Source organism: Pseudomonas sp. Z18(2022) (genome assembly GCF_036346535.1).
Classification (GTDB): Bacteria; Pseudomonadota; Gammaproteobacteria; order Pseudomonadales; family Pseudomonadaceae; genus Aquipseudomonas; species Aquipseudomonas yamanorum_A.
Map to the genome: position 1 here is coordinate 23,768 of NZ_JAOTOA010000018.1, position 23,269 is coordinate 47,036.

Annotated in this window: 19 protein-coding genes; 11 read left to right on the forward strand and 8 right to left on the reverse strand. The window is 62.9% G+C overall.

The window, feature by feature from the left end:
- Positions 1-60 precede the first annotated feature (60 nt).
- Positions 61-831, reverse strand: a complete 771-nt coding sequence (locus tag V3W39_RS26165) for a FadR/GntR family transcriptional regulator (RefSeq protein ID WP_177079641.1) — start codon at positions 829-831, stop codon at positions 61-63.
- Between the two features lie 755 nt (positions 832-1,586).
- On the opposite strand from V3W39_RS26165, the gene V3W39_RS26170 reads away from it, so the two are divergent.
- Positions 1,587-2,489: a LysR family transcriptional regulator gene (locus tag V3W39_RS26170; protein ID WP_017475444.1), complete on the forward strand. Its 903-nt coding sequence runs from the start codon at positions 1,587-1,589 to the stop codon at positions 2,487-2,489.
- Positions 2,490-2,492: 3 nt separating this feature from the next.
- On the opposite strand, the gene V3W39_RS26175 is transcribed toward V3W39_RS26170, so the two are convergent.
- The 7 genes from V3W39_RS26175 to V3W39_RS26205 all read right to left on the reverse strand — a co-directional run bounded on the left by V3W39_RS26175 (position 2,493) and on the right by V3W39_RS26205 (position 10,622).
- Positions 2,493-3,839, reverse strand: a complete 1,347-nt coding sequence (locus tag V3W39_RS26175; protein WP_177047510.1) for an OprD family outer membrane porin — start codon at positions 3,837-3,839, stop codon at positions 2,493-2,495.
- 101 nt (positions 3,840-3,940) lie between these two features.
- Positions 3,941-5,293, reverse strand: a complete 1,353-nt coding sequence (locus V3W39_RS26180) for a citrate-proton symporter (RefSeq protein WP_256348185.1) — start codon at positions 5,291-5,293, stop codon at positions 3,941-3,943.
- 94 nt (positions 5,294-5,387) lie between these two features.
- On the reverse strand, positions 5,388-6,776 hold the full coding sequence (locus tag V3W39_RS26185; RefSeq protein WP_177121968.1) for an amidase: 1,389 nt from the start codon (positions 6,774-6,776) through the stop codon (positions 5,388-5,390).
- Between the two features lie 182 nt (positions 6,777-6,958).
- The gene (locus V3W39_RS26190; RefSeq protein ID WP_330213643.1) at positions 6,959-7,786 is read right to left on the reverse strand and encodes a hypothetical protein; all 828 of its coding nucleotides are present in this window, start codon (positions 7,784-7,786) and stop codon (positions 6,959-6,961) included.
- 3 nt (positions 7,787-7,789) lie between these two features.
- Positions 7,790-7,978 (reverse strand): hypothetical protein, encoded by a 189-nt coding sequence (locus tag V3W39_RS26195; protein ID WP_177047505.1) that lies wholly within the window; start codon positions 7,976-7,978, stop codon positions 7,790-7,792.
- Between the two features lie 122 nt (positions 7,979-8,100).
- Complete coding sequence (locus V3W39_RS26200; RefSeq protein WP_177047515.1) at positions 8,101-8,691, reverse strand: helix-turn-helix domain-containing protein; 591 nt, start codon at positions 8,689-8,691, stop codon at positions 8,101-8,103.
- A complete protein-coding gene (locus V3W39_RS26205) occupies positions 8,667-10,622 on the reverse strand; it encodes an oxidoreductase (protein ID WP_259197586.1) in 1,956 nt (651 codons plus the stop codon). The genes V3W39_RS26200 and V3W39_RS26205 overlap by 25 nt, the downstream gene beginning before the upstream one ends.
- 131 nt (positions 10,623-10,753) lie before the next feature.
- Between V3W39_RS26205 and V3W39_RS26210 the strand changes: the two genes are divergently transcribed.
- The 10 genes from V3W39_RS26210 (at position 10,754) to V3W39_RS26255 (ending at position 23,261) form a co-directional block, all read left to right on the forward strand.
- A complete protein-coding gene (locus tag V3W39_RS26210; protein ID WP_330213644.1) occupies positions 10,754-11,512 on the forward strand; it encodes a class II aldolase/adducin family protein in 759 nt (252 codons plus the stop codon).
- A gap of 41 nt (positions 11,513-11,553) precedes the next feature.
- Complete coding sequence (locus V3W39_RS26215; protein WP_330213645.1) at positions 11,554-12,192, forward strand: TetR family transcriptional regulator C-terminal domain-containing protein; 639 nt, start codon at positions 11,554-11,556, stop codon at positions 12,190-12,192.
- A gap of 154 nt (positions 12,193-12,346) precedes the next feature.
- Complete coding sequence (locus V3W39_RS26220; protein ID WP_177121971.1) at positions 12,347-13,150, forward strand: enoyl-CoA hydratase/isomerase family protein; 804 nt, start codon at positions 12,347-12,349, stop codon at positions 13,148-13,150.
- A gap of 41 nt (positions 13,151-13,191) precedes the next feature.
- A complete protein-coding gene (locus V3W39_RS26225; protein ID WP_330213646.1) occupies positions 13,192-14,352 on the forward strand; it encodes an acyl-CoA dehydrogenase family protein in 1,161 nt (386 codons plus the stop codon).
- A gap of 18 nt (positions 14,353-14,370) precedes the next feature.
- Positions 14,371-16,470, forward strand: coding sequence for an acetate--CoA ligase family protein (locus V3W39_RS26230; RefSeq protein ID WP_330213647.1), 2,100 nt, complete (start codon positions 14,371-14,373; stop codon positions 16,468-16,470).
- A gap of 11 nt (positions 16,471-16,481) precedes the next feature.
- On the forward strand, positions 16,482-18,092 hold the full coding sequence (locus tag V3W39_RS26235) for a 5-guanidino-2-oxopentanoate decarboxylase (RefSeq protein WP_330213648.1): 1,611 nt from the start codon (positions 16,482-16,484) through the stop codon (positions 18,090-18,092).
- Positions 18,093-18,104: 12 nt separating this feature from the next.
- On the forward strand, positions 18,105-19,691 hold the full coding sequence (locus tag V3W39_RS26240) for an ABC transporter substrate-binding protein (protein ID WP_177078829.1): 1,587 nt from the start codon (positions 18,105-18,107) through the stop codon (positions 19,689-19,691).
- A gap of 157 nt (positions 19,692-19,848) precedes the next feature.
- Complete coding sequence (locus V3W39_RS26245; RefSeq protein WP_017475430.1) at positions 19,849-20,808, forward strand: ABC transporter permease; 960 nt, start codon at positions 19,849-19,851, stop codon at positions 20,806-20,808.
- Positions 20,809-20,811: 3 nt separating this feature from the next.
- A complete protein-coding gene (locus tag V3W39_RS26250; protein WP_177047493.1) occupies positions 20,812-21,639 on the forward strand; it encodes an ABC transporter permease in 828 nt (275 codons plus the stop codon).
- A gap of 2 nt (positions 21,640-21,641) precedes the next feature.
- On the forward strand, positions 21,642-23,261 hold the full coding sequence (locus V3W39_RS26255) for an ABC transporter ATP-binding protein (RefSeq protein WP_330213649.1): 1,620 nt from the start codon (positions 21,642-21,644) through the stop codon (positions 23,259-23,261).
- The last annotated feature ends 8 nt before the right edge of the window (positions 23,262-23,269 follow it).

The following is a 23,269-nucleotide window of genomic DNA, read 5'->3' on the forward strand; positions in this document are numbered from 1 at the left end:
AATGGCGATACGGTGGAGCACGGCCTGTGGGCAGGCCTTTTATTTGGATTTTTGGGGGTGTCAGTGGGTGTGATCGAACTCCAGTAGAAAGTGCGGGCTGACTTCACCTTCCAGTGCGGTCATGTGGTGTTCGGCGTCGCACATGTGTTCGTGCATCAGACTGCGCACGCTGGCTTCATCCTCGGCGCGGAAGGCGATCAGCAGTTGCTTGTGGTAGTCGAGGTTGGCGGCGTCGAATTGTTTGCGCTTGGGTTTGTAGGCTTTTTTCAGGACAACCAGGTCGCGCAACAAGTCGTTGAGGAATTGCGCCATGAAGCTCAGCAGCGGGTTGGGGCAGGCCTTGGCCAGCAGGTTGTGGAATTCCAGTTCGGCGATGCGTTGTTCGCGTTGGCCGGCTTCGCTGTCTTCGGGGGCGCTGCAAAAGTCGACGTTGTCCTGAAGGGCGCGGTAGTCGTCTTCGCTCAGGCGGCCCAGCACGGAGACGGCGAGTTCGACTTCGATGACCTTGCGCAGTTGGTAGACCTGTTCGCCGTCCAGGTGCTGGAAGTGCAGGTAGTTGCGCAGGGCGCGGCTGGCGGGTTCGGTGCCGGCCTGGTTGAGGTAGGCGCCGCCGCTGGGGCCGGTGCGGGTGTTGACCAGGCCTTCGACTTCCAGGGCCTTGAGGGCTTCGCGGGCGGAGCCTTTGGAGCACTGGAAGCTTTCCATCAGCTCGCGTTCGGTGGGCAAGCGGTCGCCGGGTTTGAGGGCATCGGTGACGATGGAGCGCTTGACCGACTCGACGATCACGTCGGAGAGCTTCTGGCGTTTGCGGCGCAACGGGCGGCTTAGCATGGCGGTTGATTGATCCTATTAATGCGCATTAATAGTACTTAATAGGGGTTTGGGGTGGGGCGTCAACGGAGGGGGTCGTTTTTGGTTTGGATGGGTCGTAAATGGGGTGGGTGTGTATATCCGTTATTTAGGTGATGGCTGGTATTGGTTCCGCTCTTACAGCGGCTCACTTTTGAAGAGCGCAAAAGTAAGCAAAACGCTCTTGCCCCACCACTCGGCACCTCGCTAGGGCTCGGTGTGCCAGCGTGGTTTAACGGGGCGCCTAAGATCAAGATCAAAAGCAGATCAAGTGCACAGCGGCCTACAGGCCGGCTTGAGTGTGGTGAAGCAAAGGCAACATCAAAATCCAAAGCGGGCACGGTCCACTGTAGGAGCTGGTTTGCCTGCGATGGCATCACCTCGGTGTATCTGATGTTCCGAGTTGTCTGCATCGCAGGCAAGCCAGCTCCTACAGAAAAGCGGCTTTTGCCTTTGCTTTTACCACTCAGGTCGGCTTTCAGGCCGCCGTGCTGTTGATCTTGATCTTGCTCTTGATCTGACTGCCCCACTCAGCCCGGAGTGAGGGAACACCGAGCCTAGGCGAGGTGCCGACAGGCGGGGCAGAGCGTTTTGGTTACTTTGCCGCTTTTGCAAAGTGACTCGCTGTAAGAGCGAAACCATAGGCGGCCGTTACCGAAGAAACGGATATGTACACATGCATGGCGCAGTAATTGCCTGCCCCCCACCCCCAGCCCCCAAAAAAGGAGCACCCCGCCATGCAACTACGCGCCTTGCGCTATTTCCACGAGGTCGCCCGCTGCGCTTCGTTGCGTAAAGCGGCGGAGCGTCTATACGTCACCCCAACCGCCGTAAGCCGCCAGATCGAACACCTGGAACACTTCTTCGGCGCCGCCCTGATTGAGCGCGGCCCCCGAGGCATCCGCCTCACCGCCGAGGGCGAATGCCTCGCCGAACAAGTCACCTCAACCCTGCGCGGCCTCGACCAGGTACGCGAGGTCATCGCCAGCCGCCAAAGCCAGGTGGCCGGTAACATCAGCATCCATGTGTCAGAAAGTATCGTTTCCACCGTGCTCGCCCCGGTACTCGCCACCTTCTACCGCGCTCACCCCAAAGTCACCTTCAACATCGTGATCGCCAGCGCCTCCGCCACCCTCGACGCCCTGTGCAGCGGCGAAGCCGACCTGGGCCTGGCCTTCTACCTGCAAGAGCGCGCCGACGTCGAAGTCACCGCCCACTGCCAGTTATGGCACCGGGTACTGGTCAGCGCCGAACACCCCTTCGCCCAGCGCGAAAGCATCGAATTGAGCGAACTGGAAGGCCAGCCCCTGGCGATTCCCGACTCGGCCTACGGCGTGCGCCAGGCCCTGGAAGTGGCCGCGAAAAAACGCGGAGTGACCCTCGAGCCAGTGTTCACCACCAGCTCCCTGGAAGTGCAGAAGAGCCTGGCCCGACAACGGGCAGCCGTGCTGATTTTGCCCCAGGTAGAGGCAGACGTGCGGGACCTGGGTGACGGCCTGGTCGCCGTGCCGATCGCCGATGAAGACCTCGGCCGCATCCGCATCGACCTCTGCGTATACCGCAACCGCCCCCGTTCGGTGGCGGTGCTCAAGTGCCAGGAGATGCTGGCGGGGGCGATGCAGCGTTGTTCGTTGAACTGAGCCTCAGAAGATATTGATCGGCACGTTGGCGACCAGGCGGAACTCGTCGTAGCTGCCGTCGATCTGCCCGCCGCTGGCGCGGTGGTTGTAAACGATGGTGCGCAGCACGGTGTTCTTGAGGGTGCCCGACTGGATCACGTACGCCAGCATCAAGCCGTTTTCGTTGTGCTTGGCGCCATCCAGGCTGCGCACGTTGTAGCCGGTGTTGTGGCCGTTGCGGTCGCCGTCGTAGTGGGTGCCGTCGATGTCCCAGCCCTTGGCGTGCCACAGGCTGGCGGTGAGGCCGGGCACGCCGTAGGCGGCGAAGTCCAGGTCGTAGCGCAGTTGCCAGGATTTTTCGTTGGGGCCGTTGTAGTCCGAGTACAGCGAGTTGGCCATGTAGTTGCCGGTGGACTCCCATACGTAGTCGAAGTACTCGTTGCCGAACACTTGCTGCCAGGCCAGGGTCAGGCTGTGGGCCAGGTGCGTGGCGGTGAAGGCCAGGCTGGCGGCGTTGTTGTCGATGTAACCGAGGTTTTTGTCGCCCGAATCGCTGGTGTGGTAGTAGTTGAAGGCGGTCTTCAGGGCCACGTCGCTTTTGTCGCCGATACGGTGGGTCAGGCCGACGTAGGTCTGGTCCCACATGTCTTCGAAGCGTGAGGCGTAGACGCTGGCTTCCAGCCCGTAACCCGGCTTGACCGTGGCCCCCAGGTAACTGATGCGCGCACCGGTGTAGGCGCGGTTGCCGAAGGTGGTGGTGAGTTTTTCGGCGCCTGTGCCGGTGCGGGGGATCGCCCGTTCGAAGCTGCCACCCTGCACCGACAGCCAGTCGAATTCGTTGCTGAACAGGCCCACGCCCTGGAAGCTGGAGGGCAGGGCGCGGTTGTCCTTGTAGCGCAGGATCGGGTTGTCGGTCATCAGCCGGCCGGCCTTGATCTCGGTGCTCGACAGGCGAAAACGCACATCGCCCACGCCCAGGCGGCTCCAGGTAGGAATCGCGTCGCCGTCACCGTCCACCAGCACCCGGTCGCCGCCATTGGCCACCTTGCCGTGGCCGCGTTCCAGGTTGACCGCGCTGAAGATCCCCGCGTCCACCCCCACACCAATCAGGCCCTGGGTATAGCCGGAGCTGTACTTGAGCATGCTGGTCTGTACCCAGGTTTCCCGCACGCGGGTGGGCTCGATGCCGCCGGCTTTCTTGATGCTCAGGTGAGTGGTGCGTTGGGTGTGCTGGTTGGAATAGTAGTGACGCAGGTTCAGGTCCAGGGTGCTGCCTTCGAGGAAGCCCGGTGCGCTGGCTTGAGCGTTGTCCTGGGCAAAAGCCTGGGTGCTGGACGCCAGAGTGACGGCCAGCAAAAGACGTGGATACATGGTAAATCCCCATACAAATCAGACGTAAGGCGACCGTCCCGGCAGGCCCTCAGGCGCTGCCGGTCGGTGGCGAAAAGACGCGGGACAGTGGGAAGCGTGTATCAGCGAACCGTGGCTTCTGTGAGCCGGGTTTCGCGGGCCGGGCTGCCGGGCAGCGGCGGGCGGGTTTCCTTGGCGAACCAGGCAGCGGTGAGGCATACCAGGTTGGCGATCAGCAGGTACCAGACCGGCGACATCGGATCGCCCGTGGTGCCGATCAGCCAGGTGATGATGATTTGCGCGGTGCCGCCAAACGCCGCCACACCGAAGGCGTAGACGATGGAGAAACCGGTGGAGCGCACGGATTTCGGGAAGCTTTCCACCAGCAGCACGATCAACGCCGCGCCGCTCATGCCGTGCAGGCCCGAGAGTACTGCGAGGGTCAGCAGGAAAGTCGCCGGGCTTGGATGCTCGGTCATCAGTTGCAAGGCCGGGAACAGGATCAACAGCAACACCACCCGGGGTGTCATCAGGATCATCCGGCGCCCGAAGCGGTCGCAGAGCATGCCGCCGGCCACCGCGCACACGGCCATGGCGGCACCGGCCACCAGGGTCGAGAGCATGGAGATGCTGGTGGGCAGCTTCAGCTCGGTAAGGGCGAAGGTGGTCATGTAGTTGAGGAAGTATTGGGTGATGGTGCTGCCGGAAAGGATCAGCAGTCCCAGCACCAGTGCCCGCCGGTGTTTGCCGCAGACTTCCCGCACCAGGTCGCCGGTGCTGGTCTTTTCGCCGTGGCCGTGAAAGGTTTCGGCGAGGTTGCGGCGGATGTAGATGCCGATCGGCAGCACCAGCAGGCCGAACACGAACGGCACGCGCCAACCCCAGCTGTTGAGGTCTTCCGGGGACATGACCTTGGTCAGGGTGAAACCCACCAGCCCGGCCACCATGGCCGCGACGCCCTGGGCGACCACCTGCCAGCAGGCATAGGTCCCGCGTTTGTGAGGCGGCGCAGCTTCCAGGATGTAGGTGGTGGCGGGGCCGGCTTCACCGCCCCAGGCCAGGCCCTGGATCATGCGGGTGACCACCAGCAGGATCGGCGCGGCGATGCCGATGGTCTCGTAGCCGGGCAGTATCGCGATACTGCCGGTGCCCACTGCCATCATCACCAGGGTCAGCAGCATCGCTGGTTTGCGCCCGACGCGGTCGGCGTAGGCGCCGATCAACACCGCGCCCAAAGGCCTGACGATAAAGCCGATACCGAACGCGGTGACCGACAGCATCAAGCTGACGAAGGCGCTGTCGGATGGGAAAAACGTGTGGCCGATCATCACCGCAAAGGTTGCGTACACACCAAAGTCGAAAAACTCCACGGCGTTACCCAGGACCACGGCGAAGATGCTCTTTTTGCCGGCGTCCGGGGACGGTGTTTCGGGTGCGTGATCAGGATCGGATCGTGTCAATTGCTCAGTGTGCATACCAGCCCCTCGATTTTAGTTATAGGTCGTCCGAGCTCCCGGCCGGTGTGGCCCGGAGCTGGCGTGTGGGTGGGCAGTTCTTACAGCGTCAAAGTCAGGAAGGATTCGGCCAGTGGTGGATTGCGCCACGCCAGCTCTCGTAGGTTTTAGCGATTTGCAGCAGCCATTGATCGGCAAAGCGCGGGGCGATCATCTGCAGGCCGATGGGCATGCCATCGGCGGCGAAACCGCAGTTGATCGACAGCGCCGGTTGTTCGCCCATGTTCCAGGGCACCGTGAACACGATGTGCTCGAACGGCAATTGCGGGTCGTTGCTCGGTGACGGCCACTCGGCCGGGAAGGCGTTGACCTGGTTGGTGGGGGAGAGCACCAGGTCGAGTTCGGTGAACACCTGGGCGGCGCGGCGGCGCATTTCGAAGGTCTGGTTGAAGCCCTTCACGGCCTGTACACCACTGATTTCGGCGCCCGGCGCGGCCCAGTCGCGAATGTACGGCAAGACCTTGTCGAACTGTTCGCTGCTCAACGCCGACAGGTCGCCCCACTGACGGGCGCGCCAGAAGTGGTCGAGGCCGTCGAGTTGTGCACGGTCCATGATCGGCGGGATCAACGTGACCTTGGCGCCATGGGCTTCGAACAGCCGCGCGGCTTGCTCCACGGCTTCACACACGAAGCCTTCCGGCTGCATGCCCACCCCGGGCTCGAGCATCAGGCCCACGCGCAGGCCTTTCACCGACAGCGGCTGGTTGCTCCACGCAGTGGTGAGCGGCGGCAGGCTGGTGGCGTCGCGGGCATCGGGGCGGGCCAGGTGTTGCATCAGCAGCACGCAGTCGTCGACGGTACGAGTCATGGGGCCGGCGGCGCGGCCGGTGTAGTACGGGTCGATGGGGATGCGCCCCAGGGTCGGCTTGAATCCCACCAGGCCACACCAGGCGGCGGGCAGGCGCACCGAGCCACCGATGTCGGTGCCCACGTGCAGCGGGCCGTAACCGGCGGCGGCCGCTGCCGCAGCACCGGAGCTGGAGCCGCCGGTGTTGTTGGCGGTGTTCCAGGGGTTGCGGGTGACGCCATGGAAGCTCGACAGCCCGGAAGACAGCATGCCGAAATCCGGATTGGTGGTCTTGGCCAGGATGATTGCGCCGGCTTCACGCATACGGGCGGCGGGTGGTGCGTCCTTGAGGGCCGGGGTCAGGCGGGTGGCGGCGCTGCCGAGGGGAATGGGCACGCCTTCGGTGGCGATCAATTCCTTGAGGGTCACCGGTATGCCGTCGAGAGCGCCGTTGGGTTGGCCCTTGTTCCAGCGTTCGGTGGAGGCCTGGGCCTGCTGGCGTACCTGTTGCGGGTCGAAGGCGTAGAGCGCGTTGATCCGCGGCTCCCAGCGGTCGATATGGGCCAGGAGCTGGTCGTAATAGTCGATGGGCGCGAGTTGCCGGCTGGCGAATTGCGCCAGCAGTTCGGCGGCCGTAAGGGTGTGCAGGTCAGTCATCGAACGCTTCCTTGGGATGGGCCGGGTGGCTCATGGCGGGTTGCAGTAGGGCTGACTATATAAACCCGAGTGTGGCGCGGCCATCACAATCGGTGCAGTTCAGTGTTGCGTTTTTGTGTGCACTGAGACCGGTGGGTAGATACGGGATATGGCTGGAAGTTGTACTGCTCGGCAGGAGGGCCTCAGGCACAGGCGCCTGGGGTCTTTTTCTTGTGTGCCGACGTACGACGATAGCTCCGGATAGGCTGGGGTTTTGCCCTTGTGCGGGATTGGAAAGACATCCACGTCGCAGGGTCAAAGCAGGTCGCTGATACCACCGCTTCTTGGAGCAGCATGATGGAAATGGCGTCTGACGCATCCGGGTATTCAGTATTGAGGACGATTTCCAGGGTGTCCTTGTCTCGATACCCGCTACAGGTCGGAATCAGACTGAAGGCGTGATCTATACCTTCGGACTCATTTGGCTCGCAGATGGACGAAACGACGCCCACATAAACGTTTCGATCGTTCAGCGTGAACATACATTGAGAGCCGCGCGCAATAGACTCCCTGAGCAGTGTTCTGAGGGGGCGGCCCGTTAGAAGCTCAAGCATCAATTGCTGGTTCAGTTCCTCCTCTGAAGCAAGTTGCAGTCGCCGCAGACGCCAACGCACAAATAATCGGGCCCAGCAGTAGGGAATAATCATGGCTGTCAGGCCTACCTGGAGCAAAAATACCCAGAGGCCATGATTTCTCTCGGTGGCAATATCCAGCTCTACCAGCAGCTTGCCCAGATAAGCACTGTAATCAATTGGGATTGCCTGACCAGCCAGTTGCAGCGGCTGTTTCGACAGGCAAAGAATCAGGGTAGTCAGTACGAATGACAGTACGAGGCAGGTCCAGCCTAATCTTGCGACCTGTAGATAGAGTAACTGGCCCTCAAAGCGGTGAAGGCGGCAGTAATGGCCCGGGTGTTTCAGGCACACCAGATAGCCACTCACCAGCAATGGCAGTATCAGTAGTAGTCCCATGGGTTATTTGAATATCAGCTCACGTATCTTGCGCTTGTGCTCCTTGAATTCGGGCGAATTGGCAATTTCTTCAGGATCAACCGCAATGCCCCAGTCACCCACTATCCTCATGGTTTTGTATCGCTTGATAGCCCTGATATTTTCCAGATCTTCCTCAGTGGGTTTCTTGAACCACGCAAACGACTCAAACATGACCGGCACCCTCGAAAAGAAGTAGTCGGTTTTATAGCAAGAGTCGTTTTTACAGACTACTGATGGCCCCCATTCAGAATTCTCCACGTATCGTAGGAAACGTCCTCAGTTGCTCCAGCGGTCTAAAACGTCGGCGGCGTAATCACCCAGATCACTACCGCATCCACTTTCCCTGGGTTGCCATACCGATGGGGCTCACTGCTGGGGAAGCTGAAACTGTCCCCTTCATCCAGCTGGAAGTGCCGCTCACCCACCCACAGCTCGAATTTCCCACTCAGCACATAACCCGCTTCTTCACCCTCATGGCTATAGCTCTGCTGGCTGTAGCTGCCCGGAGGAAAGCGCGAATGCAGCATTTCCAATTGATGATTGGGCAGGGGCGTCAGCAACTGGTCGACGATGCCGTCTTCGTAATGAATGCTCTGCCGATTGTTCTTGCGCACCACAAAACCTTCATCCTCCGCTGCCGGGGTGGTTTCACTGGCAAAAAACCACTGTATCGTCACCCCCAGGCTGCGGGCGATATTGAACAGTGCCGGAATCGACGGGTACGCGAGGTTCCTTTCCAATTGGCTGATGTAGCCGGCGGTCAGTTCACTGAGTTCAGCCAGCGCCGTGAGGGTCATGCCGCGGGCCTTGCGCAAGCCACGGATGCGCGTGCCGAGAAACAGCTGGGGTGGTTGGTCGTTCAAATGTCCCACGCTACCTTCAATCCTTCATAAATCGCCTCTTCGGCGGTACGCGGCGCCAGGCAATCGCCGATGCGCGTGAACGCCACCAGGCCTTCCAGTTCTGCGCCCAGAGTGTCCACCGGCTGGTGGCCCTGGCACAACACCAGGGTGTCGATATTTTCCAGCAACATCGGCTCGCCGCTGGCGGTGTGTTGCAGGTAGACGGTGGTGTCGTCGCAGCCGTACAACCGGGCGTAGGGGATGATCGGGATGCCCAGCCGATGCAGTTCACCGGCCAGTTGGTCACGCACGTACAGCGGCAGGTTTTCCCCGCAATGGGTGCCGTTCACCGCCAGTTGCACCTGATGGCCGGCGCGGGTCAGGCGCTCGGCGATGCCCGGCCCGATCCAGTCGCAACGCCAATCCACCACCACCACCGAACGGCCCAGCGGAACCTCATCGCGCAGCACTTGCCAGGCATCCACCACCTGCAATTCGCCGCCGCGCTCGAAGGCGGGCCAATAGGGTTCGGCACCGGTGGCGATAATCACCCGATCAGGTTGTTCGCGCTCCACCAACCCACGGTCGACGCGGGTGTTGCGCATCACCCGCACGCGGGCCAGTTCCATCTCGCGCTGCAGGTTGGTACTGGCGCCGCCGAACTCGCTGCGCCGTGGCAGCAACTGCGCGAGCAGCACCTGGCCGCCCAGTTGGGCACTGGCTTCATACAGGGTCACCTCGTGCCCGCGTTGCGCCGCCACCGCAGCCGCTTTCATCCCCGCCGGGCCGCCACCGACCACCATGATCCGCTTGCGTTGCAGTGCCGGTTGCAACTGGCCGAATTGCAATTCGCGGCCGGTCTCCGGGTGCTGGATGCAGGAGATGGGCAAGCCCTTGTGGAAGTGGCCGATACACGCCTGATTGCAGGCGATGCACGCCCGCACATCCTCGGCATGGCCGCTTGAGGTTTTGGTCGGCATTCGTGGGTCGCAGATCAGCGCGCGGGTCATGCCGCACACATCGGCCTGGCCCCGTTGCAGCATCAGTTCGGCCTCCTGGGGCTGGTTGATGCGGCCGGTGACGAACAGTGGAATCGACAGGCTGGCCTTGAACGTCGCGGCTTCTGCCGCCAGGTACGCCGGGGCGATGGCCATGGGCGGGACGATATGGATTGCGCCGCCGAGGGAGGCCGAGGTGCCGGCGACGATGTGCACATAGTCCAGCGCGGATTGCAGCTGTTGCACGGCGGTCAGGGAGTCCTCTTCGGTCAAGCCTTCGGGGTCGCGTTCATCGGCAGAAATGCGCAGGCCGATGATGAACTGTTCGTCGGTTGCGGCCCGCACCGCCGCGATGATTTCCCGCAGGAAGCGCAGGCGTTGTTCAAGCTCGCCGTTGTAGCCATCGGTGCGGCGATTCACCCGTGGATTAAGAAATTGCGCCGGCAGATAACCATGGCTGGCGACCACTTCCACGCCGTCAATCCCCGCCTGATGCAGGCGCCTCGCCGCCGCACCGTAGCCCGCCACAATCTCGTCGATCATCGCCTGGTCAAGCGCACGCGGCATCACCCGGAACCGCTCGTTGGGCACCCCGGACGCCGAGTAGGCCACCGCCAGCAGGCCGTCGGCCGACTCCATGATTTCCCGCCCCGGATGGAAGATCTGCGACAGCACCACGGTGCCGTGGGCATGGCAGGTGTCGGCCAGTCGGCGGTAGCCGTCGATGCAGCTGTCATCGGTGGCCATCAGCACATGGGAGGTGTAGCGGGCGCTGTCGTGCACCCCGGCCACCTGCAACACAATCAGCCCCACGCCGCCCTCGGCGCGGGCTCGGTGGTAGGCGATCAACTGCTCGTTGACCCGGTTGTCGGTGGGCATCGAGGTGTCGTGCCCGCTGGACATGATGCGGTTTTTCAGGCGTTTGCCGCGCAGCGTCAACGGTTCAAAAAGATGCGGGAAGGCATGGGGCGACATGGTGCGGATACTCCAGGCGCTGTTGTTATTATTTTTCTATAGGAGGTCAGCCCCAGTAAAAAATCAACTTGTTTTTTTACTGGGGACTGGATTAGCGTCAGCCACATCACCCACCCGCCTGGAGAATAAAAATGACTGGGGCCACCGAACAACACCTGCGCGAAGAGCTTGCCGCCTGCTACCGGCTGATCGCGCATTTTCGTATGAGCGATTTGATTTTCACCCATATCTCGGTGCGCATCCCGGGGCCCGAGCATCACTTTTTGATCAACCCTTATGGGCTGATGTTCGAGGAGATCACCGCGTCCAGCCTGGTGAAAATCGGCCTGGACGGGCGCGCCGTTGAGGCTTCGGCCCATGGCGTCAACCCGGCGGGGTTTGTGATCCACAGCGCGATTCACGGGGCTCGCGAAGACGCCCAGTGCGTGCTGCACACCCACACCCGCGCCGGCTGTGCGGTGGCGGCACTGGAATGCGGGCTGTTGCCGGTGAACCAGATCTCGATGGAGTTCTACGGCAAGGTCGCCTACCACGACTACGAAGGCGTGGCGCTGGACATGGACGAGCAGCAGCGACTGGTTCGCGACCTGGGCGACAAGCCGGTGTTGATGCTGCGCAACCATGGCCTGTTGACGGTGGGGGAGACGGTCAGCCAGGCGTTCCTGCGCATGTACTACCTGGAAAAGGCCTGCGATATCCAGATCGCCGCCCAGGCCTGCGGCACGCTGATCCTGCCGCCTGCGGATGTGTGCGAATACACCGAGCGCCAGTTCAACGAACCGGGCCGACCGCTGGAAGAGGGCGAACTGGCCGACCTGGACGCGATGCAGTTGGCGTGGGCGGCATTGCTGCGCTTGCTGGATCGGGTGTCGCCGGGGTTCCGGGAGTGAGGTAGAGTCGTCCAGCCGACTCAACCCAAGGACACCGCCTCATGACTCAGGAATCCCGTTTCTCCCGCATGGAACCGGAGTTGCGCAAGGCCAATCTGGTCCAGGCGACATTGGCCTGCCTCAAGCGCGATGGCTTCCAGGGCGCGTCGATCCGCAAGATCAGCGCCGAGGCCGGGGTGTCGGTGGGGCTGATCAGTCACCACTATTCGGGCAAGGATGAACTGGTGGCCGAGGCTTATCGTTCGATTACCCGGCAGGTGATGGACCTGCTGCGTGATGCCATGGCCAAGGCGCCGCCCAGCCCACGGGAACGGCTGTCGGCGTTCTTTCGCGGCTCGTTTTCCCCCGAGTTGCTGGACCCGCAACTGCTGGATGCCTGGCTGGTGTTCTGGGGCGCGGTCAAGACGGCCCCGGCGATCAATCAGGCCCACGAACATTCCTATGGCGAGTACCGCACCATCATGCGCTCGGCGTTGGTGGACATGGCTGCAGAAGAAGGCTGGAAGCGTTTCGACGCCGACCTGGCCGCGATTGCCTTGAGCGCCTTGCTCGACGGTTTGTGGCTGGAATCGGGGCTTAATCCCGGCACCTTCACCCCGGAGCAGGGCGTCCAGATCTGCGAGGCCTGGGTCGATGGCTTGCAGTCTGGCGGCCGCCAGCGCTTCCAGATCACACCCTGAACTGACGATTTCTCGCCGCCTGGACGCAATGTCCAGGCCGGCATTCCTCCCTCGAAAAATATTTGCAGCTACCCGATTGCCTCCTTACTGAACACTCGTTTAGTATCGCCCCATGTCGCACCCCTCAAGCCAATTAAAATAATTCGAGGATTCCATGACTACAGATCCGTCCGTGCTCACTCAAGTGCAAGCAGGCGTTGCCTGGATCACCCTCAATCGCGGCGCCCAGCGCAATGCCCTGGACATCCCGACCCTCAAGCACCTGCATGCCTTGCTGGACGGTTTCAACAGCGACCCGGCCGTACGCGTGGTGGTACTGACCGGCAGCGGTCGCAGCTTTTGCGCCGGTGCCGACCTGGCTGAATGGGCCGACGCCGAAGCCCGTGGCGCTCTCGAAACCTACGGCTGGACCGAAACCGCCCACGCCCTGATGACCCGCCTGCACACTCTCGACAAACCCACCCTCGCCGCCATCAATGGCACCGCAGTCGGTGCCGGCATGGACCTGACCCTGTGCTGCGACCTGCGTGTGGCCGCGCAATCGGCTCGCTTCAAGGCCGGCTATACCAGCATGGCTTACTCGCCGGACGCCGGTGCCAGCTGGCATCTGCCGCGCCTGATCGGCAGCGAACAGGCCAAGCGCCTGCTGTTCCTCGATGAGCTGTGGAGCGCCGACCGCGCCCTGGCCGCCGGCCTGGTGGGCGAAGTGGTCGCCGATGAACAACTGCACGCCCACGTCACCGACCTGGCGACTCGCTTGGCTAACGGTCCGACGTTCGCCTTTGCCCAGACCAAAACCCTTATCCGCGAAGGCGCCGGGCGCAGCCTGCCCGAGCAGCTCCAGGCGGAACTCGCCGCCGGTTTGCTGTGTGGCCGCAGCGCTGATGGTGCCGAAGCCTTGCGCGCCTCGATGGAAAAGCGCCCTGCGAATTTCTCCGGCAAATTCTCCGGCAAATAGCCCCTCCTCAAAACACCCTCGAACGATCGACAGGTAGCGCCATGAATTTCCAGCCCAGCCAAGAACAAGACATGTTGGTGGACGCGGTACGCAGTTTTGTTGCCAAGGAGTTGTTGCCCCACGAGGAGGCGGTGGACCGCGCCGATGAGGTCTCGTCGGAACTCGCCGCGCAGATCCGTGACAAGGCCATCGCCGCCGGCTTCTATGCCTTCAACATGCCGGAAGAGGTTGGCGGTGGGGGCCTGGATTACCTGTCCCAGGCGTTGATCGAGCGGGAGTTGTCGAAGGTGTCCTGGGCGCTGCATGTGTTTGTCGCCCGGCCGTCGAAAATCCTCATGGCCTGCACCGGCGAACAGATTGGCGAGTACCTGTTGCCGTGTGTGCAGGGCAAGAAAATCGACTGTTTCGCCCTGACCGAACCGGGCGCCGGTTCCGACGCCAATGCCATCAAGACCCGCGCCGTGCGCAGTGGTGATGACTTTGTACTCAACGGCAGCAAGCACTTCATCAGCCACGCCGGCCACGCGGATTTCGCCATCGTGTTTGCGGTCACCGACACCTACGAACACAACGGCCGCCAGCGCAACGCCGTGACCTCGTTCCTGGTGGACCGTGGCACGCCGGGCATGACCATTCGCCGGGGCCCCAAGTGCGTCAGCAACCGCGGCTACCACACCTATGAAATGTTCTTCGACGACTGCCGCGTACCGGCCTCCAAGGTCCTCGGTGAAGTCGGCAAGGGCTGGGATGTCGCCAACGCCTGGCTGACCGCAGGCCGGGTGATGGTCGCCGCCAACTGCGTCGGCCAGGCCCAGCGTGCGCTGGACGTGTCCCTGCAATGGGCGGCGGACCGCAAACAGTTCGGCCAGCCCATCGGCACCTATCAAGGCATCTCGTTCAAGCTCGCCGACATGGCCACGCAAATCCGCGCGGCCGAGCTGCTGACCCTGAACACCGCCTGGAAGATGGACCAGGGCACCATGACCGATGGCGAGGCCGGCATGGCCAAGCTGTTTGCCAGCGAAGTGCTGGGCAAGGTCGCCGACGAGGCGGTGCAGATTTACGGTGGCATGGGCTTGATGGACGAAGGGCCGGTGGAGCGCATCTGGCGCAACGCGCGGATCGAGCGGATCTGGGAAGGCACTTCGGAAATCCAGCGCCACATTATTGCCCGCGAACTGTTGCGGCCGTTGTTGCGCTGATCGGGCGGGAGAACGCTTATGTCCCAGGCTATTCGCGACAATCTCAAGCGCCTGCTGGCGCCCCGGCACCTGGCGTTTGTTGGCGGGCGCAGCATGGCTCGTGCCCTCAAGCGCTGTGCCGAGGGTGGTTTTGCCGGCCAGATGTGGCTAGTCAACCCACAGCATGACAGCCTCGACGGCATTCCCTGCGTGCGCCGCGTGGCCGACTTGCCGTGCGGCCCGGACGCGGTATTTATCGCCACCAACCGCGAGCTGACCCTGACCTGCGTCGCCGAACTGGCGGCCATCGGCACCGGCGGCGCCATCTGCTACGCCTCCGGGTTTGCCGAAACCGGTGCCGAGGGCCTGGCCTTGCAACAACAACTGCTCAAGGCGGCAGGCGAGATGGCGTTGCTCGGCCCCAATTGCTACGGGCTGCTGGACTACTTGCACAGCTCTGCGTTGTGGCCGGTAGCCCATGGCGGCAAGCCGGTGGAGAAGGGCGTTGCGGTGCTGACCCAGAGCGGCAACTTCGCCTACAACCTGTCCATGAGCGACCGTTCGCTGCCGGTGGCCTATATGGCGTCGGTGGGCAACCAAGCGCAATTGGGCGTGGCCGAATTGATGGACGTGCTGCTGGATGAGCCGCGCGTAACGGCCATCGGCTTGCACCTGGAAGGCTTGAAGAATGTGCCGGGGTTCGCCCGGGCGGCCCACAAGGCGCTGGAAAAAGGCATTCCGATCATCGCGCTGAAAACCGGCGTGTCGCAGATCGGCGCCGAGTTGGCCTTGAGTCATACCAGTTCGTTGTCGGGTTCCGATGCGCTGTACGACAGCCTGTTTGCGCGCCTCGGCGTTATCCGGGTAAGCGGGCCGGTGAGCTTTGTCGAAACCCTGAAAGCCGCGGCCTGCGGTAATTTGCCGGCGGGCAATAGCCTGATTGCCCTGGCCTGTTCCGGTGGCGATGCCGGGTTGATTGCCGACTATGCCGAGCGCAACCATTTAAGCCTGCCGAAACTCGATGAAGGCCAGCGTTCGGAACTGGCGCAGGTACTGCCCAGCTACGCCAACCTGGTCAACCCGCTGGATTTCACCACGGCCATCTGGGGCAACCGCGAAGCCCTCAACAGCATGCTCGACACGGCGCTGCGCACCGAAGCGGATGCGGCGATGCTGGTGCTCGACTACCCGGCGGAATTTACCGGCGAGCGCAAGGAGTGCGACTTGCTGCTGGAGCTGTTTTGCAGCGCGCTGGCCCGCCACGGCAAGACCGGTTTTGTCACCTCGGCATTCCCGGAATTGCTGCCGGCCCACGCCCGTGAGCGCCTGCATGCCCAGGGTGTTGCAGCGTTGCAAGGCGTGGAAGACGCGCTGGCGGCCTGGGGCCGGATTGCCGATTACCAGGACAATCGCCGGGCGCTCCTGGCGCGGGGTGAATCTATACTGGTTCCGCTGTGTCCGCAGGCGCTTGAAGAGCACGGGCAGTCGCTGAATGAATGGGATTCCAAGCAGGCGCTACGGGCTTTCGGGCTGACCACGCCGGCAGGTGTGTTGAGCACGCCCGAGCGAGCCATTGCCGATGCAAAACTGCTGGGCTATCCGTTGGTCCTCAAAGCCGTCAGCGCCGATCTACCGCATAAAACCGAAGCCGGTGCCGTTGCGCTCAACCTGCGAGACGGCTTCGCCTTGACTGCCGCCCTGGCTCATATGCGCGAGCAAATCGCCGCCTATGCGCCGGATGTGCCGTTCGATCACCTGCTGCTGGAATCCATGGCCACGCCACCCCTGGCCGAGTTGATTGTGGGCATCAAGCGCGAAAACGACTTCGGCCTGGCGCTGGTGATCGGCGCTGGTGGAATCCTCGTGGAATTGCTCAAAGACAGCCGCAGCCTGTTGCTGCCGACCACCGACGACGCGATCCGCAATGCCTTGCTCAGCCTGCGCAGCGCGGCATTGCTGCAAGGCTTTCGTGGGCGTGAAGTGGCCGACATGGAAGCGCTGGTGATGGCGATTCGTGCCGTGGCCGACTACGCCTGCGCCAATGCCGGGCAGTTGTTGGAACTGGATGTGAACCCATTGCTGGTCAATGCCCGGGGCGCCACGGCGGTCGATGCATTGATCCGTCTCGCCCACGCGTGAAGGAGATGACGATGCAAAGCAAAACCTTGACGGGCGGCCAGGCCCTGGTGCGATTGCTGGCCAACTATGGCGTCGACACCGTGTTCGGGATTCCCGGCGTGCATACCCTGGAGCTGTACCGCGGCTTGCCCGGCAGCGGCATTCGCCACGTCCTGACGCGCCACGAGCAGGGCGCTGGCTTCATGGCTGATGGTTATGCGCGGGTCAGCGGCAAACCGGGGGTGTGCTTCATCATCACCGGGCCTGGCGTGACCAATGCCGCGACCGCTATCGGCCAGGCCTATGCCGATTCGATCCCGCTGCTGGTGATTTCCAGCGTCAACCATACCGCCAGCCTCGGCAAGGGTTGGGGCTGCCTGCATGAAACCCAGGACCAGCGGGCGATGACTGCGCCCATCACCGCGTTCTCGGCGGTGGCGTTGAGTGCCGAGGACCTGCCGGAATTGATCGCGCGGGCCTACGCGGTATTCGACAGTGAGCGGCCACGCCCGGTGCATATTTCGGTGCCGCTGGATGTGCTGTCGGCGCCGATCAAAAGGGACTGGAGCAATGAAGTGGTGCGCCGTCCCGGACGTGGTTTGCCATCGGCTGAAAGCCTCGATCAGGCGGTGGCGAAACTGGCTGCGGCCAAGCGCCCGATGATCATCGCCGGTGGCGGCGCATTGTTGGCGGCGGATGCCTTGCAACGCTTGAGCACGCAATTGGCGGCGCCGTTTTTCAGCAGTGTGGCCGGCAAGGGATTGCTGCCGGCGGAGCACCCGTTGAATGCCGGTTCGACTTTGTGTGTCGAGCCCGGCTGGCAGTTGATCGCCGAGGCGGATGTGGTGTTGGCCATCGGTACCGAAATGGCCGATACCGACTTCTGGCGAGAACGCCTGCCGATTAATGGCGAGCTGCTGCGAGTGGATATCGACCCGCGCAAGTTCAACGACTTTTATCCCTGCGCCGTGGCCTTGCACGGTGACGCCCAACAAACCGCACTGGCCTTGCTGGAGCGCCTGCCGGCCACGCCGCGCAATGCTGATGCAGCGGCCGAAGCAGTTGCAGCCTTACGCCAGGCAGTCAGCACCGGGCATGGTCCGTTGCAGCGCATTCACCAGGCGATTCTCGACCGCGTGGCCGCCGAGCTGCCGGCCAATGCTTTCATCAGCAGCGACATGACCCAACTGGCCTACACCGGCAACTATGCCTTCGCCAGCAACGCCACCCGCAGTTGGTTGCATCCCACCGGCTACGGCACCTTGGGCTATGGCCTGCCGGCGGGTATCGGCGCCAAGTTCGGCGCGCCTGAACGCCCGGGCCTGGTGCTGGTGGGCGACGGCGGGTTTCTCTACACCGCCCAGGAACTGGCCACGGCGGTGGAAGAACTGGACAGCCCGCTGGTGGTGTTGCTGTGGAACAACGACGCCCTGGGGCAGATTCGCGACGACATGCTGAACCTGGGCATCGAACCCATCGGCGTGCTGCCGCGCAACCCGGACTTTGCCGCCCTGGCGCGGGCCTTCCGTTGCACGGTCAGCGAGCCACAGAACCTGGATGAGCTGCAGACGGATTTGCGTAACGGTTTCAAGCGCAACGGCGTGACCTTGATCGAGTTGAAGCATGCCTGTGTGAACCTTTAGAGGAGCGACACCATGAGCGAAAACAACAACAAAATGACTCAAGCGATGCACCGACGGGATTTCCTCAAACACAGCGCCGTCGCCGGTGCCGTGGCCGCCGCGTTTTCCATGGGCCTGCCATTGCAGGCCTTCGCCGAAGAGGCCGTGCCCAAGCCGGGTGGCGTGCTGCGCATGGGCCTGGCCGGGGGCAGCACCACCGACTCTCGCGACCCGGGTTCGTGGGTCGACACTTTCACCTTCGTCGGCTTTTCGGCGGTGTACAACACCCTCACTGAAATCGCAGTGGACGGCAGTGCCATCCCCGAACTGGCCGAAAGTTTTGAGTCAACCCCCGACGCGCGTATCTGGACCTTCAAGTTGCGCCAGGGCGTGACCTTCCATAACGGCAAGAGCCTGACCGCCGAAGACGTGGTGGCCTCGATCAACCACCACCTCGCCGCCAACTCCACCTCGGCGGCCAAGACGGTGATCGGCGATGTGGCCAGTGTCAGCGCCAAGGGCAGCGATGCGGTGGTGTTCGAGTTGCACTCGGGCAATGCCGATTTCGCCTATGTGGTCGCCGATTACCACCTGGTGATCATGCCCGCCAAGGACGGCGCCGCCGACTGGCAGGCCGGGATCGGCACCAGCGGTTATCGCCTGAAAAGCTTCGAGCCCGGCGTGCGCATGGACCTGGAACGCAACCCCGATTACTGGAAACAGGGAAGGGCGCATTTCGCCAGTGCCGAGCTGATCGCCATTGCCGACGGCGCGGCGCGGGTTAACGCGCTGGTCACCGGGCAAGTGGATGTGATCAACAAGGTCGACCTGAAAACCGTGGCCCTGCTCAAGCGCAACCCCACGCTGGTCATCGAAGAAACCAAGGGCGCCCAGCACTACACCTTCCCGATGTTGTGCGACAGCAACGAGTTCAAGAACAACGACATTCGCATGGCAATGAAGCATGCGGTCAACCGTGAAACCCTGCTGGCGTCGGTGCTGCATGGCTATGGCCTGGTGGGCAATGATCACCCGATCCAGCCCGGCAGCCGTTTTATCAACGCCGCGCTGGAGCAGCGCAGCTACGATCCGGACAAGTCGCGCTTCTACCTGCGCAAGGCCGGTGTGGATTCGCTCAAGGTACGCCTGCAAGCCTCCGACGCCGCCTACACCGGCGCGGTGGACGCCTCGGTGCTGTTCAAGGAACAGGCACGCCAGGCCGGGATTGATATCGACGTGGTGCGCGAGCCGGCGGACGGGTTCTTCTCCAACGTCTGGATGAAGCAGCCGTTCACCACCTCGTTCTGGTACAGCAGCCTGACCGCCGACCGCATGTTCAGCATCGGCTACGCCAAGGGCGCGGCGTGGAACGAAACCCATTGGGATAACGCCCGCTTCAACCAGTTGCTCAACGCCGCGCGGGGCGAGATGAACGCGCCGCTGCGCCAGGAGATGTACAACGAAATGCAGAGCCTGTGCCGGGACGATGGCGGGGCGATTGTGCCGCTGTTCGCCAGCTCGGTGGCGGCACGCTCGAACCGCGTCAGCCATGGACCGTTGACGGCGCCGTATGGGGAACTGGATGGGTTGCGGCTGATCGAGCGGTGGTGGCAGGCGTGATTCTTGTGCCGGGCGCTATAGCTCAGGCAATGAAGCTCAACTGTAGGAGCTGGCTTGCCAGCGATGCAGGCACCTCGGTGTTTCAGGAATATCCAGGCGATGCCATCGCCGGCAAGCCAGCTCCTACACAAGCGTGCCCGACTCAAGGAACTGCACGATGAATAGCCTGTTCAAACTGGTGCTCCAACGCCTGGCGCTCGGCCTGCTGTCCTTGTTCGCCGTCTCGGTGATCATCTTCCTGGCCGTAGGCATGCTCCCCGGCGATATCGCCCAGGCCATGCTCGGCCAGTCCGCTACGCCGGAAACCATCGCAGCGTTTCGCGCCCAATTGGGCCTCGACCTGCCGCCCCTGAGCCGCTTCGTGCAATGGCTGCTGCGCCTGCTGCACGGTGACCTCGGCGCCTCCCTGGCCAACCAGCGGCCCATCGCCGAGCTGATCGGCGCACGCCTGGGCAACACCTTGCGCCTGGCGGCACTGGCCGCGCTGGTCTCGGTGCCCCTGGCGCTGGTGCTGGGGATGCTCGCCGCGTTGTACCGCAACAGCTGGTTCGACCGCCTGCTCAATACCTCGGCCTTGAGTGCGGTGTCGTTCCCGGAGTTCTTTGTTGCCTACCTGCTGATCCTGGTGTTTTCGGTGAAGCTGGGCTGGTTTCCCAGCCTGTCCAACCTGGCACCGGACGCCTCATTCGGCACCATCCTCGAACGCTCGGTACTGCCGGTCGCCACCCTGAGCCTGGTGGTGATCGCGCAAATGATGCGCATGACCCGCGCCTCGCTGATCAACCTGTTGGCCAGCCCCTATATCGAAATGGCCCGGCTCAAGGGCATCAGCCAATCGCGGATTATCTGGCGGCACGCGCTGCCCAATGCCCTGGCGCCGATCGTCAACGTGATCGCGCTGAACCTGGCGTACCTGGTGGTGGGCGTGGTGGTGGTCGAGGTGGTGTTTGTCTACCCGGGGCTCGGGCAGTTGCTGGTGGACTCGGTGTCCAAGCGCGATATCCCGGTGGTGCAGGCCTGCAGCCTGATCTTCGCCGCCACCTACATCCTGCTCAACACCGGCGCCGATGTGCTGTCCATCGCCACCAACCCACGCCTGATGCATCCCAAGGGGTAGTCCATGAGCCTTCTCACACAACTGGCCCGGGCGCCATTGAGCGCGAAGTTCGGCCTGCTGATTATCGTGCTGTACGTGCTGGTGGCGCTGTTTGCGCCGGTGCTCGCGCCTTATGGGGAAACCCAGGTGGTGGGCGACGGGTTTGCGCCCTGGAGCGGCCAGTTTTTGCTGGGCACCGATAACCTCGGGCGGGATATGTTCAGCCGCCTGGTGTATGGCGCGCGCAACACCCTGGGCATCGCGTTCCTGACCACGGTGCTGGCGTTTTTGCTGGGGGGCTTGAGCGGCCTGGTTGCGGCGATCAAGGGTGGCTGGGTCGACCAGGGATTGTCGCGGGTGGTGGACATCCTGATGGCGATCCCGCAACTGATCTTCGCCTTGCTGATCCTCAGCGTGGTGGGCACCAATGCCACTTCGCTGGTGCTGGTGATTGCCCTGCTGGATTCGACCCGGGTGTTTCGCCTGTCACGGGCCGTGGCGATGACTGTGGTGGTGCAGGATTTCGTCGAAGCCGCGCGGCTGCGCGGGGAAGGGCTGTGGTGGCTGGTCACCCGCGAAGTGTTGCCCAACGCCGCGGCGCCGTTGATTGCCGAGTTCGGCCTGCGGTTCTGTTTCGTGTTCCTGTTTATCAGCGCGCTGTCGTTCCTTGGCCTGGGCATTCAACCGCCCACCGCCGATTGGGGCAGCATGGTTCGTGACAACGCGGTGCTGATTACCTTCGGCGACATCAGCCCGTTGCTGCCGGCCCTGGCCGTGGCGCTGATCACCGTCAGCGTGAATTTTGTCGTCGACTGGATGCTGCACAAATCCAGCGGCCTGAAGGAGTGTTGAGGATGGACAAGCCACTGCTGGAAATCCGCAACCTGCAGATTGAAGGGCATTACGAGGACGCCTGGCATCCACTGATCAAGGGCATCGACCTGACCTTGCAACGGGGCGAGGTGTTGGGGCTGATTGGTGAGTCTGGCGCGGGTAAGTCAACGCTTGGCCTGGCAGCCATGGGCTTTGCCCGCGATGGTTGCCGCATCACCGGGGGCTCGGTGTGCTTTGACGGCATCCAGCTGTTGCAGGCCAAGCCCGAAGCCTTGCGCAAGCTGCGCGGCCTGCGCATTGCCTATGTTGCGCAAAGCGCTGCCGCGTCGTTCAACCCGGCGCACCGGCTGATTGACCAGCATGTGGAAACTGCCGTGATCAACGGTGGCATCAGCCGTGCCCAGGCCGAACGCGAGGCGGTGGAGTTGTACCGTGTGCTGCGCCTGCCGAATCCGGAAACCATCGGCCAACGGTATCCGCACCAGGTGTCCGGCGGGCAACTGCAACGGGTGATGACCGCCATGGCGATGGCCTGTCACCCCGACCTCATCATCTTCGATGAACCCACCACCGCCCTCGACGTCACCACCCAGATCGAAGTGCTGGCGGCGATTCGTGATGCGATAAAAACCTTCGGCAGCGCCGCGCTGTATATCAGCCATGACCTGGCGGTGGTCGCGCAAATGGCCGACCGTATCATGGTGCTGCGCCACGGCAAGCTGGTGGAGGAGGCCGAGACCCGCACCATGCTCAGCGCACCGCAGCAGGACTACACCAAATCCCTGTGGGCGGTGCGCAGCTTTCGCACCGAGCCCAAGGCCTGTCCGCAGCAGCAAGTGCCGCTGCTGGAAGTGCGCCAGGTGTGTGCCAGCTACGGGCATCAGCCGGTGCTGCACGACGTGTCGATGAGCCTGTATCGCGGCCAGACGCTGGCGGTGATCGGAGAGTCCGGCAGCGGCAAAAGCTCCACGGCGCGGCTGATCACCGGGTTGCTGCCGGCCACGGCGGGGCAGGTGTTGTATGACGGTGAAGCGTTGCCGGCGGACTTCCGGCGGCGCAGCAAGGAGCAATTGCGGCGGATCCAGATGATCTACCAGATCCCCGACACGGCCCTGAATCCGCGCCAGCGCATCGTCGACATCATCGGTCGGCCACTGACCTTCTACCTCGGCCTCAAGGGCAAAGCCATGCGCGCCCGGGTCGCCGAGTTGCTGGAGATGATCGAACTGGACCCGGCCACCTTCATGGAGCGTCAGCCCCGTGAACTGTCCGGCGGCCAGAAACAGCGGATTTGCATCGCCCGCGCCCTGGCGGCTGACCCTCAACTGATTATCTGCGACGAAGTGACCTCGGCCCTGGACCAACTGGTGGCCGAAGGCGTGCTGAAGCTGCTCAACCGTATCCAGCAGCAGTTGGGCGTGGCCTATCTGTTTATCACCCACGACGTGGCCACCGTGCGCGCCATCGCCGATGAAGTGGTGGTGATGCAGCGGGGCAGGGTGGTGGACCAGGGCAGCCGCAGCGCGATCTTCACCCCGCCGTATCAGGATTACACCGGCCTGCTGTTTTCATCGGAGCCGGAGATGGACCCCGACTGGCTCGACCATTTGCTGGCCGAACGGGCCACGCTTACTTCTTGAGGAGTTTT

Coding starts and splice junctions, on each gene's coding strand:
- V3W39_RS26165 (WP_177079641.1), bottom strand. CDS start 831: ATGCTAAGCCGCCCGTTGCGCCGCAAACGCCAGAAGCTCTCCGACGTG.
- V3W39_RS26170 (WP_017475444.1), top strand. CDS start 1,587: ATGCAACTACGCGCCTTGCGCTATTTCCACGAGGTCGCCCGCTGCGCT.
- V3W39_RS26175 (WP_177047510.1), bottom strand. CDS start 3,839: ATGTATCCACGTCTTTTGCTGGCCGTCACTCTGGCGTCCAGCACCCAG.
- V3W39_RS26180 (WP_256348185.1), bottom strand. CDS start 5,293: ATGCACACTGAGCAATTGACACGATCCGATCCTGATCACGCACCCGAA.
- V3W39_RS26185 (WP_177121968.1), bottom strand. CDS start 6,776: ATGACTGACCTGCACACCCTTACGGCCGCCGAACTGCTGGCGCAATTC.
- V3W39_RS26190 (WP_330213643.1), bottom strand. CDS start 7,786: ATGGGACTACTACTGATACTGCCATTGCTGGTGAGTGGCTATCTGGTG.
- V3W39_RS26195 (WP_177047505.1), bottom strand. CDS start 7,978: ATGTTTGAGTCGTTTGCGTGGTTCAAGAAACCCACTGAGGAAGATCTG.
- V3W39_RS26205 (WP_259197586.1), bottom strand. CDS start 10,622: ATGTCGCCCCATGCCTTCCCGCATCTTTTTGAACCGTTGACGCTGCGC.
- V3W39_RS26210 (WP_330213644.1), top strand. CDS start 10,754: ATGACTGGGGCCACCGAACAACACCTGCGCGAAGAGCTTGCCGCCTGC.
- V3W39_RS26215 (WP_330213645.1), top strand. CDS start 11,554: ATGACTCAGGAATCCCGTTTCTCCCGCATGGAACCGGAGTTGCGCAAG.
- V3W39_RS26220 (WP_177121971.1), top strand. CDS start 12,347: ATGACTACAGATCCGTCCGTGCTCACTCAAGTGCAAGCAGGCGTTGCC.
- V3W39_RS26225 (WP_330213646.1), top strand. CDS start 13,192: ATGAATTTCCAGCCCAGCCAAGAACAAGACATGTTGGTGGACGCGGTA.
- V3W39_RS26230 (WP_330213647.1), top strand. CDS start 14,371: ATGTCCCAGGCTATTCGCGACAATCTCAAGCGCCTGCTGGCGCCCCGG.
- V3W39_RS26235 (WP_330213648.1), top strand. CDS start 16,482: ATGCAAAGCAAAACCTTGACGGGCGGCCAGGCCCTGGTGCGATTGCTG.
- V3W39_RS26240 (WP_177078829.1), top strand. CDS start 18,105: ATGAGCGAAAACAACAACAAAATGACTCAAGCGATGCACCGACGGGAT.
- V3W39_RS26245 (WP_017475430.1), top strand. CDS start 19,849: ATGAATAGCCTGTTCAAACTGGTGCTCCAACGCCTGGCGCTCGGCCTG.
- V3W39_RS26250 (WP_177047493.1), top strand. CDS start 20,812: ATGAGCCTTCTCACACAACTGGCCCGGGCGCCATTGAGCGCGAAGTTC.
- V3W39_RS26255 (WP_330213649.1), top strand. CDS start 21,642: ATGGACAAGCCACTGCTGGAAATCCGCAACCTGCAGATTGAAGGGCAT.